This is a genomic window from Methylolobus aquaticus, from assembly GCF_054172105.1.
Map to the genome: position 1 here is coordinate 233200 of NZ_JBSYXP010000005.1, position 16834 is coordinate 250033.

A 16834-nucleotide genomic window follows, 5' to 3' on the forward strand; every position below is an offset into this window, starting at 1 on the left:
ATCATGGACATCAACGACGAAATCGCCAAACTGCGTGACGGGCTGCTGCAACAGCGCGACGAGCTGCTGGTGCAACTGAACCTTGCCAAGCTCGACGCCAAGGACGAATGGGACGCCATCGAGTCAAAGCTGGAGCAGTGGCAACTCCATGCGAAGGGCGCTCTGGAAGAAGCCAAGGATGCGTCCGAAGACATCCACGCGAGCCTGAGCCTGCTCGGCGACGAGATCAAGGCCGCCTACGAGCGGATCAAGAACCGCCTCTAAACCACTGCTGCCCTGGACGGACATGCGAGACGGGGCGCGTGGCCGACCCCAGTCAGCAGCACCGGTTGATACCGTCCCACTTGCGCTGCGTGCGCTGCCGGAAGAACTCGCTGCGACTCAAGGGCTGACCGCCCTCAGCCGCATGATGCGCCTGCCAGTGGCGCACATAGGCCAGATAGGCCCGATCCTCGGACAGCCACCGCGCGACACGACCCGCCGCCGCAGATGCACCCCTTACGCTTCTAATCCACCTGTTGAGCATCGCTCGAACCATCGCGGGAGTCTAGCCCACGGGTATTGTAGGCCACAAGCCGCTAGCGCTCCTTATACCGACCGGTCACCGCCGAGACATCGACGATGTGGTGGAACCCTGAGCGCCATCAGGCAATCGAAATGCGCGGGGGATAACGATGGGGGCGACGCGGACATTGCAGATCCGAACCCGACTCGCCGCGATCCCGCGTGGATAGTGTTGCCATCGGGGACAGGCTTTTCGGCTGCAGCCATCGGGAGCGCCGAGCAAGCCCGAGAAACCCCGTGCCGGACCGGTTCGACGCCCCGGCGATCAGTCACCCACCAGCGAGTGAAATACGCGTATGTTCTGGCTCTTCAACTACTTTGCCCTATTCCTGGCGGCGACCATCGGCATCGTCGTGTTCGACGACAACCCAACCGGCGTCTCGCCGCAGGAATGGGTGCTGTTCGCGGTGATGCTTTACGCGGCTGTCTCGTTCGTGAAGTGCTACCGGGAACTGGTGGGCCGCAGCGAGGAGCCGGATCGCGAGTGAGACTCCCGCAGAACATTGGCGCGACGGCGCCCCGTTACTGGTAGCGCAAGGCCTCGATCGGATTGAGGTCGGCCGCCTTGCGGGCCGGATAGAAGCCGAAAAAGATCCCGACCGCGGCCGCAACGGCAAACGACAGCCCGATCGACCACAGTGTGATCACGGTCGGCATGCCGACCGCCGCGGCCAGCGCGTGCGTGACGCCGATGCCGAGTCCCACGCCGATCAGGCTGCCGGCCAGCGATATGAACAGCGCCTCGAGCAGGAACTGCCACAGGATGTCCCGCCGCCGTGCACCCACGGCAACGCGGATACCGATCTCGCGCGTCCGCTCGGTGACCGACACCAGCATGATGTTCATGATGCCGATCCCGCCGACCAGCAGCGAAACCGAGGCGATAGACCCCAGCATGATCGACATGATGCGCGTGCTGGCCGCCGCGGTCTCCGCCAGCGCGGTCAGGTTTCGTACCGTGAAGTCGTCTTCCTGTCCCTCACGGATCCGGTGGCGCTGCCGCAGCAACTCGTTGATCTCCCGTTCGGCCCGGAGCATCGCATCCTCGGACTTCGCCTGGGCGATGATGAAGCGCACGGTTCCCGGAAAGCGGTTGCCGAACAGCTTGCGCTGAGCGGTAGTCAGCGGAATGACGGCCGTATCGTCCTGGTCCCGTCCGTCGAGACTCTGACCTTTGGGCGCCAGGAGCCCGATCACCGTGAAGGGCACGTTCTTGATGCGTATCGTCTTGCCAACCGGCGACGCCGGTCCGAACAGATTCGTCGCCGCGGTCTGCCCCAGCAAGGCCACGCGGCTCGCGGAGCGGACGTCGACGTCGCTGAACGGCACACCCTCGGCCAGCTCCCACGCGCGTATCGTCAGGAACGCCGGCGTCGTGCCGGTCACCGAGGCGCTCCAGTTGTTCGGGCCGGAGACGATCTGCGCGGCTTCAATGACGGTCGGAGCGGCAGCCGCCACGTTCGGCAAATCGCCGATGGCTTCGGCATCGGCGCCGGTCAAGGTCGGAATCGTGCCGAAACCCATGCGCGTTCCACCCGAGGTCGAGGCGCCCGAGAGGATCACCAGCAGGTTGCTGCCCATCGACGCAATCGCGCTACTGACCATGGACTGCGCCCCTTGGCCCACCGCCAACATCACGATCACCGCCGCAACGCCGATGATGATCCCGAGCATGGTCAGCGCGGTACGGAGCCGGTTGGCCCGCAGCCCCCGCAACGACTCGGCCGCCAGGGCCGCGATCACGCCAGCGGCTCCGTGGCGGTGTCCTCGACGATCCGGCCGTCGCGAAAGCGGATGCGGCGGCGGGCATAGGCCGCGATATCCGCCTCGTGCGTCACGATGATCAGCGTGATACCGTCTTCGGTGTTCAAGGTTCGAAACAGACGCATGACATCGACGCTGGTTTCGCTGTCGAGATTCCCCGTCGGCTCGTCAGCCAGCAGCAGGCGTGGCTGGTTGATCAATGCCCGAGCGATCGCGACACGCTGCTGCTGCCCGCCGGAAAGCTGGTTCGGGCGCCTCGCGCCATAGCCTTGCAGGCCAACCCGCGCCAACAGGCGTTCGGCGCGTCGATGACGCTCGCGCCGCGGCACACCCGCGTACAGCAGGGGCAGCGCGACGTTGTCGAGGACATCGATACGGGGCAATAGATTGAAGCTCTGGAAAACGAAGCCCAGCAGCCGCAGGCGCACCGCGGCCAGTTCGTCGACATCGAGTTCGGCAATGTTCCGGCCGTCCAGCACGTAGTCGCCGCTGCTCGGCGTGTCGAGACAGCCCAGGATGTTCATCAGCGTCGACTTGCCCGAGCCGGACGCGCCCATGATGGCGACGAAGTCACCCGCCGCGATCCGGAGGTCGACCCCATGCAGCACGGGGACCGGCGGGGCATCGCCGACCGGGTACGCCTTGGTGACGCCGACCAGCCGGATGAGGTCATCCACGCTCAGAACATCCGGGTGGGCATCCGGCCACCCGACCCGCTCTTGCGGTCCGCGCCGATCTCTTCGATCACCAGACCATCACCCTCGCGCAAGTCACCGGAGACAAGCTCCGCTTCGCGCCCGCCGAAGATGCCGATCCGGACCGCGATGGGCACCGCCTTGCCATCCACCAGGCGATAGACGATGCGTTCGTCTCCCTTTACGGCCGGTAGCGGCACGTCACCCGCCGTGCCGGGGCGAAAGCGCAACGCGGCCAGAGGCAGGCGCAAAGTGCCCTTCCGCTCGGCGATCCGTATCGTCGCGACGGCCGTCATGCCGGGCAACAGCAATCGCTCGGCATTATCCACCGTCACGACGACATCGTAGGTCACAACATTCTGCTGGATGGTCGGGTTCATCCGGATCTGCCGGACGACCCCGTCGAAGTTGCGCTCCGGGTAAGCGTCGACGGTGAAGGTCACGGACTGGCCTACCCTGACACCGCCTACGTCCGCTTCGGCCAGACTGGTATCGATCTGCATGCGCGTCAGATCCTGGGCGATCTGAAACAGCACGGGGGTCTGGAACGTCGCCGCGACGGTCTGCCCGACGTCGACGTTGCGCGAGATCACGATCCCGGAAACGGGCGAGCGGATGACCGTGTAGTGCAGATTGGTCTCATCGAAAGCGACCTGCGCCCGCGCCCGTTCCAGCGTCGCGCGGGCGACGTCGACGGTCTTCATGGCCGTGTCCAGCTCCGCCTCGGCGAGGAATTTCCGCGCGACCAACGCTCGGGTGCGCTCGGCGTTGCTCTCCGCCAGACGCAGATCCGCCAACGCACTGGCCACGTTCGCCCGGTTCTGGCGCAGCTGCGCCTCGATCAGTCGGGGGTCCAGCTCGGCCAGAACCTGTCCCTCCTTGACCCGGTCGTTGAAGTCGGCGTGCAGGCGCTGGATGCGCCCGGAGATCTGCGTGCCGACGTTGACGAGGACCACCGGATTCAAGGTCCCGTTCGCCGAGACGGTCTGAAAGACATCGCCCCGCGTGACGGGCTCGGTGCGGTAACGGAGCCCCTCGCCGCGGTCCTCCTGCTGTCGTCCGGCATAGTAGGCCGCCACCGAACACAGCGCAGCAACCAGCAGCCAGGTAAGCGACCAGCCGCGCCGCGCGGCCTTCATGGGGCGCGCCGATGCACCGCGCCGGAAATCGCGGCCGCGCCTTCAGCGGGTGAAGATACGAAACTCAAATCCGGTGAATCAGCCATTGCATCGCCGGCTGTGGCGGCGTAATGCAGGATCGGAACGGTGAGGCGGGACGGGCAATCGTTGCTCGATTTGAAATGTCGGCACCGCGCACGCGAGCGACCGCGCTGCCGAGTACCTCAAAGGCCCAGCATGACGGCCAACATCAGCAAGCTCATGAAGACCGATACCGTCATCAACACGGCGCCTTGTGTCCGCCGTGCGGGATTCCGAAGACCCAGAAAGCCGAAAACGATCCCGACAGGGGGCAGAAACAAGGTCGCGGCAATCAGGCCGGCCATCATGCCGAAGCTCCAGGCACGCCCGGAATCGACCGGCACGCCGGCAACGGTCAATGGCTCGACCGGCCGCCGACAGGATGTACAGATCACGGCATCATTCTTGAGCTTCTTTCCGCAGTACCGACAGAACATGCTGCTACCTCGATCCGGGTGCTGTCTCTTGCTTATTCATGGGTGGTGCGTTTGGGATCGTCGTCAGGCCGGACCCGGCACGAGGCCGCCGATGCCAGCTGCGCCGCGCGTCACCCCGAGCCATAACCCATCGTCAGTCGCCGCTGCGCAGCATACCGGAACGTCGAAAACCGCGCTATCGGTGTTCCGCACGGCCTACGGGCTAACCCTCGCCGTGCTAGTAACGCAGAAAAACCTGCCGGTAGTACTTCAGCTCGGCTATCGATTCCAGGATGTCCTCGAGCGCCTCGTGGCTGCTGCTCTTGCGGAAACCGTCGGCAAGATGGGGCGCCCAGCGCTGCACCAATATCTTGATCGAGGACACATCGAGATTCCGGTAGTGGAAGTGCGCTTCGAGCGACGGCATGCAGCGCGCGAGGAAACGCCGATCCTGGCAGATGCTGTTGCCGCACATGGGCGAAGCGCCCGGCGGCACCCAACGAGACAGGAAGTCAAGCGTCTTGCGCTCGGCCGAGCTTTCATTCTCGCGGCTCGCACGAACGCGCTCCAACAATCCCGACTTGCCATGCTGACGCTGGTTCCAGTCATCCATGCAGGCCAGCGCGGACTCGTTCTGATGCACCGCCAGCACGGGCCCATTGGCCAGGATGTTCAGCTCCTGGTCCGTTACGACCGTGGCAATCTCGATGATGGCATCCCGCTGGGGATCCAGTCCGGTCATTTCGAGATCGATCCAGACGAGGTTTTGCGAGTGATGGGGCATGGCGTTGGTCAGCTCAAGATCCTGGAGCGTGGGTGCTGTCAGCACGAAAGACCGGGCGATCCGATGCTTGTCAGGCATTCTACCAGAGGCTAACCTGTCCGACTTTACCGGTCTGCGTGGCGAACCTTTTATGAATGGCTTCACTGTAATTTTTCTGGCCGCGCTGGCGGCAGCAGTCGCCATCGAGGCCTGGCTGATGCGGCGACATCTGGCGCATGTACGCGCGCACCGCGACCAAGTGCCCGAACCCTTCCGTGATCAGATCGCGTTGGAAGCCCATCAAAAGGCCGCGGACTACACACTGGCCAAGGGGCGCGTCAGCCAGTGGTCCCGCTGGCTGAGCGCCGCCACTTTGCTGCTGTTCACGCTGGGCGGCGGGATCGAATGGCTGAGCTCCGTGTGGGTCGCGATGGCCGGCCGCGGGATCGTCGCGGGTATCGGTGTGATCTTGTCCACGCTGCTGCTGATGCATCTGATCGAACTGCCGGTTTCGGTCTATCAGACCTTCTCCGTGGAGCAGCGCTTCGGCTTCAATCGCACGACGCCGGCCCAGTACGCCAAGGACATGCTGATGCAGGCGGGTCTGTCGATCGCCCTGGGGGCGCCGCTGCTCGCGTTGATGCTGTGGGTCATGGACCGCACCGGCCCTTTGTGGTGGCTCTGGGCCTGGGCCATCCTGATGGGCTTCTCGATCCTGATGAGTTGGGCTTTTCCGACCTTCATCGCCCCGCTGTTCAACAAGTTCACGCCGCTCCAGGATCAGGATCTGAAACACCGGATCGACCATCTGCTGGAGCGTTGCGGGTTTCTGAGCAAGGGCGTGTTCGTGATGGACGGGTCGCGCCGCTCCGGCCATGGCAACGCCTATTTCACCGGAATCGGCAACAACAAGCGCATCGTGTTCTTCGACACCCTGCTGTCGACCCTCGATCACGACGAAGTCGAGGCGGTCCTGGCGCACGAACTCGGTCACTTCAAACTCAAGCACGTTCTGAAGATGCTGATCGCCAGTTCGGCCATCAGTTTTTCGGGCTTTGCGCTGCTGGGCTGGCTGGCCGGGCAGGACTGGTTCTACACCGGACTGGGCGTGTCCACGCCGTCGCACGCCAGCGCCCTGCTGTTGTTCCTTCTGATATCCCCGGTCTTCACGATTTTCCTGCAGCCGGTCACCGCATATTTTCAGCGCCGGCACGAATTCGAAGCGGACGATTTCGCCGCCGGCCAGACACGGGCTTCCTTTCTGGTCAGCGCCTTGGTCAAGCTTTACCGGGATAACGCCAGCACGCTGACGCCCGACCCGCTGTATTCCGCGTTTCACTACAGTCATCCGCCGGCCTCGATCCGGATCGCGCACCTCTCGACGAAGACCTAGGGGCTTCCCTCCCGGTGTCCCGTGGAGTGATCGAGCGAGCGGCCCCGACATCACCCGGGGATGCCATCGGGCTGGTGATCGCCCATCTCGGCAAAAGCCTTGCCGTCGAGACCGCGCGCGGCGAGTTGCTCGTCTGCCAGAGCCGGCGTCGCATCATCGACGTCGCGGTCGGAGACCGCGTGCAGGTTGAAGCCACCGGACCCGACAGCGGGGTCGTAACGGCCGTCCTGCCCCGTAGCACCGAGCTGTTGCGGCCGGCGCGTGGTGGCCGGACCCGCACGGTGGCCGCCAATATCCAGCACGTGTGGGTCGTCCTTGCCGTTGCGCCGGAACCCGATTTCCTGCTGGTCGACCAGATACTCGCCGTCAGCGAACACCGCGGTATCGCCGGTGGCCTGCTGATCAACAAGCTCGACCTGGGGGGCGACCGCACGCGTCTGGATGTCGAAGTCCGGAACTATGCCGCCGCCGGCTATCCGGTGCTGGAAGTCAGCGCCCGAGCAGGAGTCGGCCTCGCCAGTCTGCGGCAGCGACTGCACTCGACCTGCAGCATGCTGGCCGGGCAATCGGGGGTCGGCAAGTCGTCGCTGACCAACGCGCTGATCCCGGATCGTTCGCTGCGCGTCAACGAACTGTCCGCCAAGAGTGGTCTCGGCCGCCATACGACCACCACGGCCACTCTTTATCACTTGCCCGGCAGCGGCGACCTGATCGATAGCCCGGGTGTCACGGTGTTTGGCCTCGCGCAAATGAACGGCCGCGACATTGCCCACGGCTATCGCGAGTTCCGCGAGTTCATCGGCCGCTGCCGCTTCAACGACTGCCGACATCTCGACGACATGGGCTGCGCCGTCCGCGAGGCGGTCGCCGCGGGACACCTCAGTGAGGCGCGCCACGCTCGCTATCGGAAGTTGTTGGAGAAAGGGGTGTCCGCCGCTTTCCTGACCTCGGCACAGCCGCCCGGCTGAGCTTAACCCGCCGACCCGCAGCGGCCCGGTGCGGCAAATGCCGCACCGGGCCGTGTCAAAACGCGGTACGCCCCGCATGCCGTCACGCTTCCCACCAGTGTTTTCCGTAACTTACGGATTGGCACGCTGTCTGCCTTAACTGCCGGGACGACGCCAGGACGGCGCTCAATGACACTGTCGTCCGGGCCACTCACCACGAGTGGCATCGACGGCCTACAGGACGAAGCTAGGCCAGGGATGGAAGTCGGACCGCAGCAGGGCCCGGACGCCCTAACCAAAGGAAGACGGGGCTCGCCACAAGGCGGGTCCCGGTTCCGCAAACCCCACCCAGACGCTCGATACAAACGGACCGCCGGGTGTCGGTGTCAGGCGCCGTGTCAGGGGGCAAGGCACGGCTCGAAAACCCACTTCAACCTACAGCCATACAGTTTCCGAGTCCCTTGATGTCCCAGACCATCGCAAAGTTTGTCAGTGCCAGCATCCTTACCGTAAGCGCAGCCACCCTTCCGGGCCTTTCCGCCGCAGGTACCAGCGTCGTGTTCGGCGATCCCAAACCCAATGTGCCCGAGACCGACTGCAACGGTATCAGTTACGAATGGACCGTAACCCTCGGCAAGCCCGCGCGCGCCGGCTTCGTCCACCACGTTGGCGCCAAGAGCTGGAACGAGCCGCCTCCGTTTTACACTCCGCCCGAAACCGGCTGGACCCATACGTCCAACTTCGTGGCCCTGGAACTGAAAAAGGCGGCCAAGGTGCGTATCGAGATCTCCCGGCAGCAGGGCGTTCTGATGCCCACCATCATCACCGATCCGACCTCGGGCAGCCCGGCCATTAGCTACAATCTCGCCGGCAGCAAGCTGTTTCCGGCCTTCTCGATCTGGAAGGGATGGGAAGAAGAGGCCTGCGAATACACGGCGCATCGTTACAACAATGCCGGACCCATCGCATGGGCACCCGCGCTAGAGTACGTCGCAAATCAGCCGAATAGCGCCGGCTGGACCACGGCAACGCTGGTTCGCTCGCTGCCTGCCGGGAAGTACACCCTGGCCATTGGCGGCGCCAACGTCTCCTTCTGCTCGCCCACCGACGCGGCCTGCTACGGCGGACGGCAAGGCTACCGCGCTTCGATCTCCACCGAGTGACAACTTGCCGGTAGCTCGGGCGCCGCACCGATGCCGAAGGTCCTGATACCCGGACGGCCAGCGCGCGAGTTGGCCGTCTCGCTCGGATAAGCGGGGGGATAGCGTGAAGAGCGCCTCGGGAAGCACGCGGCGAATCGAGGAAATCTCAGCACGCCGGTCCTGCGGATCCCTTCTTTCGATCGCTGACGGGACGCCGCGGGATTCTCTGACAGGATACCGATGCGCCCTCGCTGCCCACTCGCCCTGAGGCATTTCCCGCACTGGAATATGGGAAATACCCGATAGCCGGCTCATCGCATCCAAGTAGGCCACTGAAATCGCACGAGTTCTCTTATGGCACGTTAAGTGCTTATGCATGGTGTCGCAGTTCGAAGGGATCGACTGCGGACGTTGTTTTGTTGTGGGCGTCGGCGCCGCCGACACCCCTGTGGACCGGGACGGGAGCCAGGGAGTGGTTCAAGGCCCACATTTCAAGGATTACTGCTACGGAAGGAAGAAGGACCGCAGCCGGGCCGGGATGCCCTTTAAGTTCTTGCTGCATCGTCGCGTTAGCCGTGATCGGCTTGGCGGACCGCGCCCAGGCCCAGATCGCCTCCGTCGCTTCCGGCATACCTGACGATGTCAGTCTTCGTAAACCAAGGAATAACTGGCATCCAAGCGATGCACTTATTGGAGCTTCACGCATGTCATTGAACAAGAGTTCCCTGCTAGCGGCCGGCCTGCTGTCAGCCAGCGCCTTCGGCTTTTCCGGCACTGCCGCTGCCAACACCGTCGCGTGGATCACGCCGACCCCTTATGTGCCGGGCGTCTGCACCGGGATAGGCTACGAATGGGCAGTCACGGCCAGCCAGCGTGCTTCGCTGAGCTTCGTCCGCCGGGTTGGTGCCAAGAGCTGGAACGAGCCGCCTCCGGGCTACAACCCGCCCGAAACGGGTTGGACCCACACCTCTGACTGGGTCAAGTTCGAACTGACGCAGCCGGCAAACGTCCAGATCAAGATCGCACGTCAGCAGGGCGTGTTGCTGCCCAGCATCGTAACCAATCCGGACACCGGCGCCCCCTCGATCGCCTACACCACGGCGGGGGACCAACTGTACCCGGCGCTGTCGCTGTACTCCGGTTGGGAAGAGACGGGCTGCGAAGATCATCGCTACAACAACAGCGGCAACTTCGCCTGGGCTCCTTCGCTGCAGTTCCTGGCGAACCAGCCGAACACCGCCGGTAAAGCAACCGCCGTGTTGAACAAGTGGCTGCCGGCCGGCAAGTACAGCATCGCGATCGGCGGCGCCAACCTGTCGTTCTGCGCCTCCACTGATACTTGCTACACCGGCTTTCACGGTTACCGCGCCCAAATCATTACGAAGTAATTTCGGTCCCGCCGCCAGCGGCAGGACGTAACGCCTTTCTGTCGGCCGGTTCTCAGGGAGGGGGGGGCCGGCCGCATTGCTGTTTGAGGCTCACGATGATGTCCCCCATGAACACTTTGCCGCTGCGCGCCACCGCTCGCACGGCACCACGCCCCGCACGCGCCCTTATCGGGTTCTCCGTCCTCGCTCTGGCCCTGCTTTTCGGCGCACTTCGGCCGGCCACGCCCGAGGCGCCGCGCATGATCGGGATGGCCGACCTGGATACGCTTTACCAAGCCTACGAACGCTGGAGCTCAGCGCGCGATCGCAGCGCCGCGCCCACCTCGTTCCGCATTCCCTTGGGGTATTCCAAGGCCTTCTCGCCGGTCTACACCGAGGCCAAAGGCCTTCTGAAAGTCGATCGGCAGAGCGGCCAGGTCAGTCTGTCCGTTTCGCGCTTCTCGCGCGATGGCGCCTACCGCCTCTGGTGGGTGAGCAACGAGCCCGGCCCCCACCGTTCCATCCGGCCCGAACAGGGTGACCGGTTTCTCGATGTCGGCCGCTTCGTCGCCCGGGACGGGACGGCGCAACTCGAAACCACGCTGAGCCCCGAGCTGATTGCCAGCTTCAAGCTCGATCTGGCCGTGATTGCACCGGACAGGGCGCAACCCACAGACGGATTGATTTTTGGCGCGCCCAGTGCGTTCGAGACACTGCGCCAGCGGGAGTTTCTGGGCGAACTGACTCGCCGGCGGACAGCGGCCGACTCGGATCCCCTGCGTGCGGTCGAGATGCTGTTGCCCGGCAAGGCCGTCGCCACCGGTCGCGCTCTCGACCTTGGCAGTGTGCTCGGCGAGCGCGTGGCACGCGGCCGCGACCTGTTTCTGAACGAGACCTTCGACGGCAACGGCCGAACCTGCGGGACCTGCCATCGCCCCGACAACAATCACACGATCGACCCGGCCTATATCGCCAAGCTTCCACCGCATGACCCGCTGTTCGTAGCGGACACGAATCCGGCACTGAAGAAGCTCGAGAAGCCCTGGCTGCTCCGGAAATTCGGCTTGGTTCTGACCAACATCGACGGCTTCGAAACCGACAAACCGCCGATCATGCGCAGCGTGCCGCATCTGCTCGGTCTATCCAACTCGATCGCGGTCGAGGAAGAGGACTCGGGCATGACAACCCAGGCGGTGGGTTGGTCCGGCGACGGCGCGCCCGCCCCCGGCTCGCTGAAGATGTTCACTGCGGGCGCGATCGTGCAGCACTTCCCGAAGACACTCGCCCGCGTTCCGGGCCAGGATTTCCGGGAAGCCACGGCCGAAGAGCTGGAGGACATCGAGTTGTACATGTTGTCGCTGGGCCGCGGTCCGGGTGAGGAGTTGGACCTGAAGACCCTGGTGTTCAAGTCGGAGTTCGTCGAAAAGGGCAAGCTGATCTTCGACACGAAGCAGAATGAGAAGGACCCGGTTACCGGCCAGATCGTGCATGGCACCGGCAACTGCAATGGCTGCCATGAGAATGCCGGCGCCAACAGTTCGACGACCAAGGCGAATCCGACGCGCGACACGGGTATCGAGAACCTGCCCAACCATCCGGCCCGGCTGGCCCAGCCGAACATGGCCTACGACGGGGGTTTCGGCACACTGCCGAACACCTGCGGGCCGGACGATGCACGTGGCGCCTGTTTCGGGGACCACCGATTCAACACGCCCTCGCTGGTCGAGGCCGCGGACACCGGCCCGTTCTTCCACAACAACGTCGTGAACACCATCGAGGAGGCGATTGCGGTGTACAACGAACCGGCGTTCAACAATTCACCCGGCGCACTGACCTCTTCCGGTGCCGATCGGACGGTGTTGCTCGATCCGGACTCGATCAATGCGGTAGGTGCCTTCCTGCGCACGATCAATGTTCTGGAAAATCTGCGCAGCTCCGACAAGCTCGATCAGCAGGCGCAAAGTCTCAATGGCTATGCGGCGCGCGAAATGATCCGCCTCGCAGCGGCCGAGACGCAGGACGCCGTCCAGGTGCTCCGCAAGTCACCGACCGGAATCTATCCGGACGCCCTGGCCTTGCTGCAACGAGCGCTGTACCTGGAGAAGACGGCCCATGAGTCGAAAGACGTGCCGGAATGGTGGCGCGATCGGCAGGTCCGGGCCGCGATTTCCCTGAAGGATCAGGCGCGCCGGCTGATGGTGACGACACCCTGACCGACGACCACGGCAAGGACGCCGATCCCCGGCTGGTCAACGGCCGGCGTTGCCGGTCACGCAAAGTGCCCCGCACCGGGTGGCGACCGAACCTCGGTCGCCACCCAGTCCCACGGCTTCGAGAGACCTGGCAAGGCATATCGGCCAGGCCCAACCCAGACCGCATACCTGGCCATCGCCGTCTCAACCCGCCGGTGGCTTGTCCTCAAGCCATGGATCCTCGCTAACCGATGACTTCCCCCGGCTGGGAGCCGTCGCCTCCGCAGTCCGTCGCCACAGTCCGCCCGCCGTGAAACACGCCCAGCCCCAGCGCAGCCAGTGCAACAGCGCGGCCGCCAGCCACAAGGCCCATGCCAGCATTGCCACTCGATACACCCACAGCGGAACCGACACCATCCAGGCCTGAGGCGGCGTCGCCGCACTGCGATCCTGATACCAGTGCAGCGAAGTCGACGTCGAGGCATTCCCGGCAATCTGCATTTCCGGATAACCGAGCAAACCCTGCTGCACGGCCAGGCCCAAAGTCAGCAGCGCTGCCAGCGTCAAGGCCGCGAGGCCCGCCTGGATGGCATTGAACCGTCTATCGCTGAGCATCTGCCCGCTCATGGTCGCACGGCGACCCAAAGCCAGCAGCCACATCACGACGATGAAGCCGGCAAGCAGGGGAATCTGGCTCAGGCCGATCAGCAACAGCAACCAGCTCGCGAATCCCAGCGGCGTCCACGAGATACGGCCTAGACCTAACGCGAGCACAGCGATCACGGCCACCATCCCCCAATACAGCACCGCCGGGCCCCATTGCGGTCCACCCAACAACAGCAGCCAGCGGTCCTGGCCCAGTTCCACGTCGATACGGTGGTTGACACTCGGCACACCGAGATCCACAACAGGCGTCCGGAGCAAGCTCTTCAGCCCGCTTTCCGCACGCCAGTTCAGGGCAATATGCTGCTTGCCGGGATGCACCGGCAGTGTCACCACGCGACCCTGTTGCCGCAGCGGCTGCGCTGCGCCGTCGACGGTAGCCGACAACAACTGCGCGCCGTCTGGCAGTTGCACGGGATGCTGAGTGCCCTGGGCGCTGCGCAGCGTCAGAGCGAGGACGCCGTCGAGCGCTCTCCGTCCGGGGCGCAACTCGAGACGACTGTCATCGATGGTCAGCGTGTTTCCGGGCGCTCCCAGGGGCCGCGCCAGATGGATCGTCACCTGTTCCCCCGCCCAGGGCTGCCACTCCGGCAACCAATTGCCGCCCGCATCCCGATGGTGGACGACGGCAATGCCGGAAGTCACGACATGCCACATCGGACCCGCATCGAGCTGCCAGGTCTCAACCCACTGTCCGGTCTCCGGCGCTCGCAGCCGTATCTCGTCGCGCGAGCCCAGGATCGAAGTCCAGGCGAGACTATCGATGCCCGGGGGCAAGTTGACGATGGCTCGTCCGTCCCGAACGCGAATTCCGGCCGTCGTGACGGCTTCACCGTCAAGCAGAGGAACCTCCAGCGCGATCGACTGATCGCTGGGCGACCGTCGCGTGACGGTCGTCTGCACCCGCCAGTCCAGACCGACCCGCAGCAGGCGCGTGACCTCGACGAAGGGTTCCAGCGGACCGGGCAACAGCGACTCCCCGCCCGCCTGGCTCCGCTGGCGCAACAGACGCAACTGCGAGTCCGGGGTACCGTCCTCGCGCACGCCCTCGACCGTCCATCCGATGCTGCGGGCCTCCACCAGCCGCGGCACCAGTGGCAACGTCAGCGCCACCTGCTCCCGCGCCGGTAGCCGGCCCACGAGGGTGAGTTCATGCCGCCCGGGCTCCACCGCAACGCGCAGGCTGCCGTCCGGCTCCCGCACCATGGCCTCGACCGGCTGCCCGTCCAGGGTCGCCGTCTCCGGCATCCACTGCCCCTCCTGACCGGGCACGGGCACGCTGACCCGCTGTTGCGCATGGATGTCCAGACTCTGCGTCAGCGTATCGTCGCGAACATCGAGCCTCAGTCGGGCGATGTCCGCACAGGACGGCAGGCAATCGGGCGCTTCCAGCAGTCCCCTGGAAAGCTGCTCGAGTACATCGGGCGGCGGAAAATCCGCGCGGGATCCCGGCACGAAGCCAAACATCAGAGGGATGAAAAGCACCGGCGCTCCCCACCGCGGACGGGGCGTCAGGCCAGCCAGGCGCAGGCCCAGCGCGATCAGCAGAATGACCCGTAGTAGATTCAGAACAAGATTCGTCGCGGGAGACAGCAGCACGAGGCCGAGTTTCTGACCGGCTACCACTGGCCCGTTCCAGCTCAGCTGCACCGACCTCCACTGCCAGCGCGGCACACCAGGCCCGGTCTGGGTAATGGCGCGGGGATCGATGTCATCGCGCGCACTGGCCGGAGCCGGCGGCGGGGCCGACCTCGGCGCCGCAGACCGCTTGACCGCACGCGAGGCGTAGTCCGAAAGCGATGCCATGGGCGACGGCGCCGCCTCATCGCTCGCCGCTGCCACTGCGGCTTCCTCTTCCATGGACTCCATGGGCGGCGCAGCAGCCCGCTCGACACCCTCGCTGCCGGCCGGCTCGCTGTCCGGCTGCCGCCAGGGCTGCTCCAACTGCGGGTAGAAGCCCCAGCGAACCTGATCGTAGGCAAAGGGAATGGCGAGTAACAACAGCAGCCCGAACGAAGCGGTGCGATAAATCCTCAGGCCCGCGGCGAGCCGGCCTTCCGGAACCAGACGAAGCAGCGCGATGGCGACCAGCAGGTTGAGCCAGAGATACCGGGGGGCTCCGGGTTCCTGCCACAGCAACGCCAACCCGACCAGCATCAGCGCACCGGCCCGCGGATTCCATAGACGCGCGGCGGCCAGACCGGCGATCAGAACCACGAACAGGTCCAGCAGCGTCCAACGGCCAACCCAGGTATCAGGCGCGTTTTCGACGCCGGTGGCGGCCAGCAGTCGCCACCCCGGCGGCAGGTTCAGGCGCGCCTGCACGCGCTGGAAATCCTGCGCCCACCCGGTCGCCGGAAGCTGCGCCCTAAGCCCGTCGAAGCGGCTGTCGGCCGAGAGCTGCAGCGCACCGCGGCGCACCTCGACCCCCTCCGGACCCTCCTCAGCCAGCCGAGTAATGGGTTGTGGCTCGTCATCGAGACTGACCCGACCCAACCGCAGTGCCGTATCGGCATCCAGCCGCCAGTTGCGTGTCATCGAGCCTGAAATCCGGTCGGTCACCGTGTACCCGCCACCGTCGAAATCCAGCCACAAGCTGCGATCCAGTTGCAGCCGATCCGGCTCCGGCTCGGGATCGCCGCGGCGCAGGGTCCGGATTTCCATCGCCTCGCCCGCCGCCATCCGATACGCGGGCAGACTCTGCCAATCCTGCGGCACGTTCGTCTGCCGCGGGTCGATGGCCACCGGGCCCTCGATCTGTACGAGTCGCAAGGCGTTGCGCGGATCGAAGCTCCAGACCTCCTGTTGCGGCCAGGGCTCGACCGCCTCGGGCAGTCGCAACTCGGCCGTCTCTCCCGAGAACCGGCTGGTCACGTCAAGGTTCCATGATCCAGGACGCAGTTGCAGACGCAGCCGTCCGTCGGGCTCGACCCGCGCCGGCAGGGGACTGTCCAGAGACAACGGAATGGCGCCGGGCAGCGCGGCGCCCGCCAGCACCGCGTCGCGCGGCACGCCCGCGACTCGCAGCACGATCCGCGTCACGACCTGCAGCGGGCGCTCATCGACGATCCGGCGAAAAACCTCCACCTCGACGCGATTCTCCGCGGCTTCCGGCGCGGCCACCGCGGCCGAGGTGCGCAGCCACAGCTGACCCTGGTCCTTAAAGGCGGGGAACGGCAGTTCGTGTCCGTCGACGGTCACGCGCAGCAGGCCCGTCGAGCGGGGCACGGTCAGCGTCTCGGGCAGCCTCTCCCAGCGAAAGCTGCCCGAAACACGGTGCGTGCCGCCGTCGAGCCAGACCCGCGGCTCCCCCTCCGCAGCCGTGACGACCAGAGGCCTTCCGGACTCGCTGACGTTCTGGGGCCAGTGGCCAACATCCCCGGGCAGCGGGCTCCAGCCCGCCGCGTACAGACGCAATGCCGCCTCGAAGCGCCCACCCTGGGCATTCAACTCCAGCGCCAGCCGCCCAGGCCAGCTGCAACGACGAACGTCCCACTGGTCGAAGAGGAACGGGCAGATCCGGTCTTCGTGGCCGCGGAGCACCCAGGGGATCCAGGGCTTGAGCGGTTCGGGTACCGCCTCGGACGTCAGCGGCCCGGCGAAGGCCGCCGCAGAGAACAGCCAGAGCGAGACCAGCGCGAAACGAACGTGTGCGGCCATGGCGGAATCCTCCCTGCCGGCGGCGAAAGGTGACGGGTTTGCACTCTAACCGCCGGCGGCCGGGCCGAC

The 16834-nt window shown here is 65.3% G+C and carries 14 protein-coding genes; 7 read left to right on the forward strand and 7 right to left on the reverse strand.

The annotated features are described in order from the left end of the window. The first annotated feature begins 3 nt into the window (after positions 1-3). Positions 4-264, forward strand: a complete 261-nt coding sequence (locus tag ACW73L_RS08670; RefSeq protein ID WP_498921383.1) for a hypothetical protein — start codon at positions 4-6, stop codon at positions 262-264. Between the two features lie 52 nt (positions 265-316). Here ACW73L_RS08670 and ACW73L_RS08675 read toward each other — a convergent pair whose 3' ends face one another. Further along, a complete protein-coding gene (locus ACW73L_RS08675; protein ID WP_498921385.1) occupies positions 317-526 on the reverse strand; it encodes a CstA-like transporter-associated (seleno)protein in 210 nt (69 codons plus the stop codon). A gap of 334 nt (positions 527-860) precedes the next feature. Here ACW73L_RS08675 and ACW73L_RS08680 point away from each other — a divergent pair, with 334 nt between their 5' ends. Next, positions 861-1052 carry a hypothetical protein gene (locus ACW73L_RS08680; protein ID WP_498921387.1) on the forward strand — a complete coding sequence of 64 codons (192 nt, stop codon included), beginning with the start codon at positions 861-863 and terminating at the stop codon, positions 1050-1052. Positions 1053-1086: 34 nt separating this feature from the next. Here the strand turns inward: ACW73L_RS08680 and ACW73L_RS08685 are convergent, their stop codons facing one another. From ACW73L_RS08685 to orn, 5 genes are all read right to left on the reverse strand, one after another. Beyond that, positions 1087-2307, reverse strand: coding sequence for an ABC transporter permease (locus tag ACW73L_RS08685; RefSeq protein ID WP_498921388.1), 1221 nt, complete (start codon positions 2305-2307; stop codon positions 1087-1089). Then, positions 2304-3005 (reverse strand): ABC transporter ATP-binding protein, encoded by a 702-nt coding sequence (locus tag ACW73L_RS08690; protein WP_498921390.1) that lies wholly within the window; start codon positions 3003-3005, stop codon positions 2304-2306. Before ACW73L_RS08690 ends, ACW73L_RS08685 begins: the two co-directional genes overlap by 4 nt. Before the next feature lie 2 nt (positions 3006-3007). After that, on the reverse strand, positions 3008-4162 hold the full coding sequence (locus ACW73L_RS08695; RefSeq protein WP_498921392.1) for an efflux RND transporter periplasmic adaptor subunit: 1155 nt from the start codon (positions 4160-4162) through the stop codon (positions 3008-3010). A gap of 203 nt (positions 4163-4365) precedes the next feature. Continuing rightward, positions 4366-4659 (reverse strand): zinc ribbon domain-containing protein, encoded by a 294-nt coding sequence (locus ACW73L_RS08700; RefSeq protein ID WP_139557204.1) that lies wholly within the window; start codon positions 4657-4659, stop codon positions 4366-4368. Positions 4660-4876: 217 nt separating this feature from the next. Further along, positions 4877-5422, reverse strand: a complete 546-nt coding sequence (gene orn / locus ACW73L_RS08705) for an oligoribonuclease (protein ID WP_498921566.1) — start codon at positions 5420-5422, stop codon at positions 4877-4879. A 130-nt stretch (positions 5423-5552) separates the two neighbouring features. Here orn and ACW73L_RS08710 point away from each other — a divergent pair, with 130 nt between their 5' ends. From ACW73L_RS08710 to ACW73L_RS08730, 5 genes are all read left to right on the forward strand, one after another. Beyond that, the gene (locus tag ACW73L_RS08710) at positions 5553-6794 is read left to right on the forward strand and encodes a M48 family metallopeptidase (RefSeq protein ID WP_498921393.1); all 1242 of its coding nucleotides are present in this window, start codon (positions 5553-5555) and stop codon (positions 6792-6794) included. Positions 6795-6820: 26 nt separating this feature from the next. Then, complete coding sequence (gene rsgA / locus ACW73L_RS08715) at positions 6821-7762, forward strand: ribosome small subunit-dependent GTPase A (protein ID WP_498921394.1); 942 nt, start codon at positions 6821-6823, stop codon at positions 7760-7762. 443 nt (positions 7763-8205) lie between these two features. Further along, a complete protein-coding gene (locus ACW73L_RS08720) occupies positions 8206-8904 on the forward strand; it encodes a hypothetical protein (RefSeq protein WP_498921395.1) in 699 nt (232 codons plus the stop codon). 683 nt (positions 8905-9587) lie between these two features. Continuing rightward, entirely contained in the window at positions 9588-10271 is a 684-nt protein-coding gene (locus ACW73L_RS08725; protein ID WP_498921396.1) for a hypothetical protein, read from the forward strand. A 107-nt stretch (positions 10272-10378) separates the two neighbouring features. Next, on the forward strand, positions 10379-12463 hold the full coding sequence (locus ACW73L_RS08730) for a hypothetical protein (protein WP_498921397.1): 2085 nt from the start codon (positions 10379-10381) through the stop codon (positions 12461-12463). A 183-nt stretch (positions 12464-12646) separates the two neighbouring features. On the opposite strand, the gene ACW73L_RS08735 is transcribed toward ACW73L_RS08730, so the two are convergent. Then, positions 12647-16765, reverse strand: coding sequence for a hypothetical protein (locus tag ACW73L_RS08735; protein ID WP_498921399.1), 4119 nt, complete (start codon positions 16763-16765; stop codon positions 12647-12649). Positions 16766-16834: the final 69 nt, after the last annotated feature.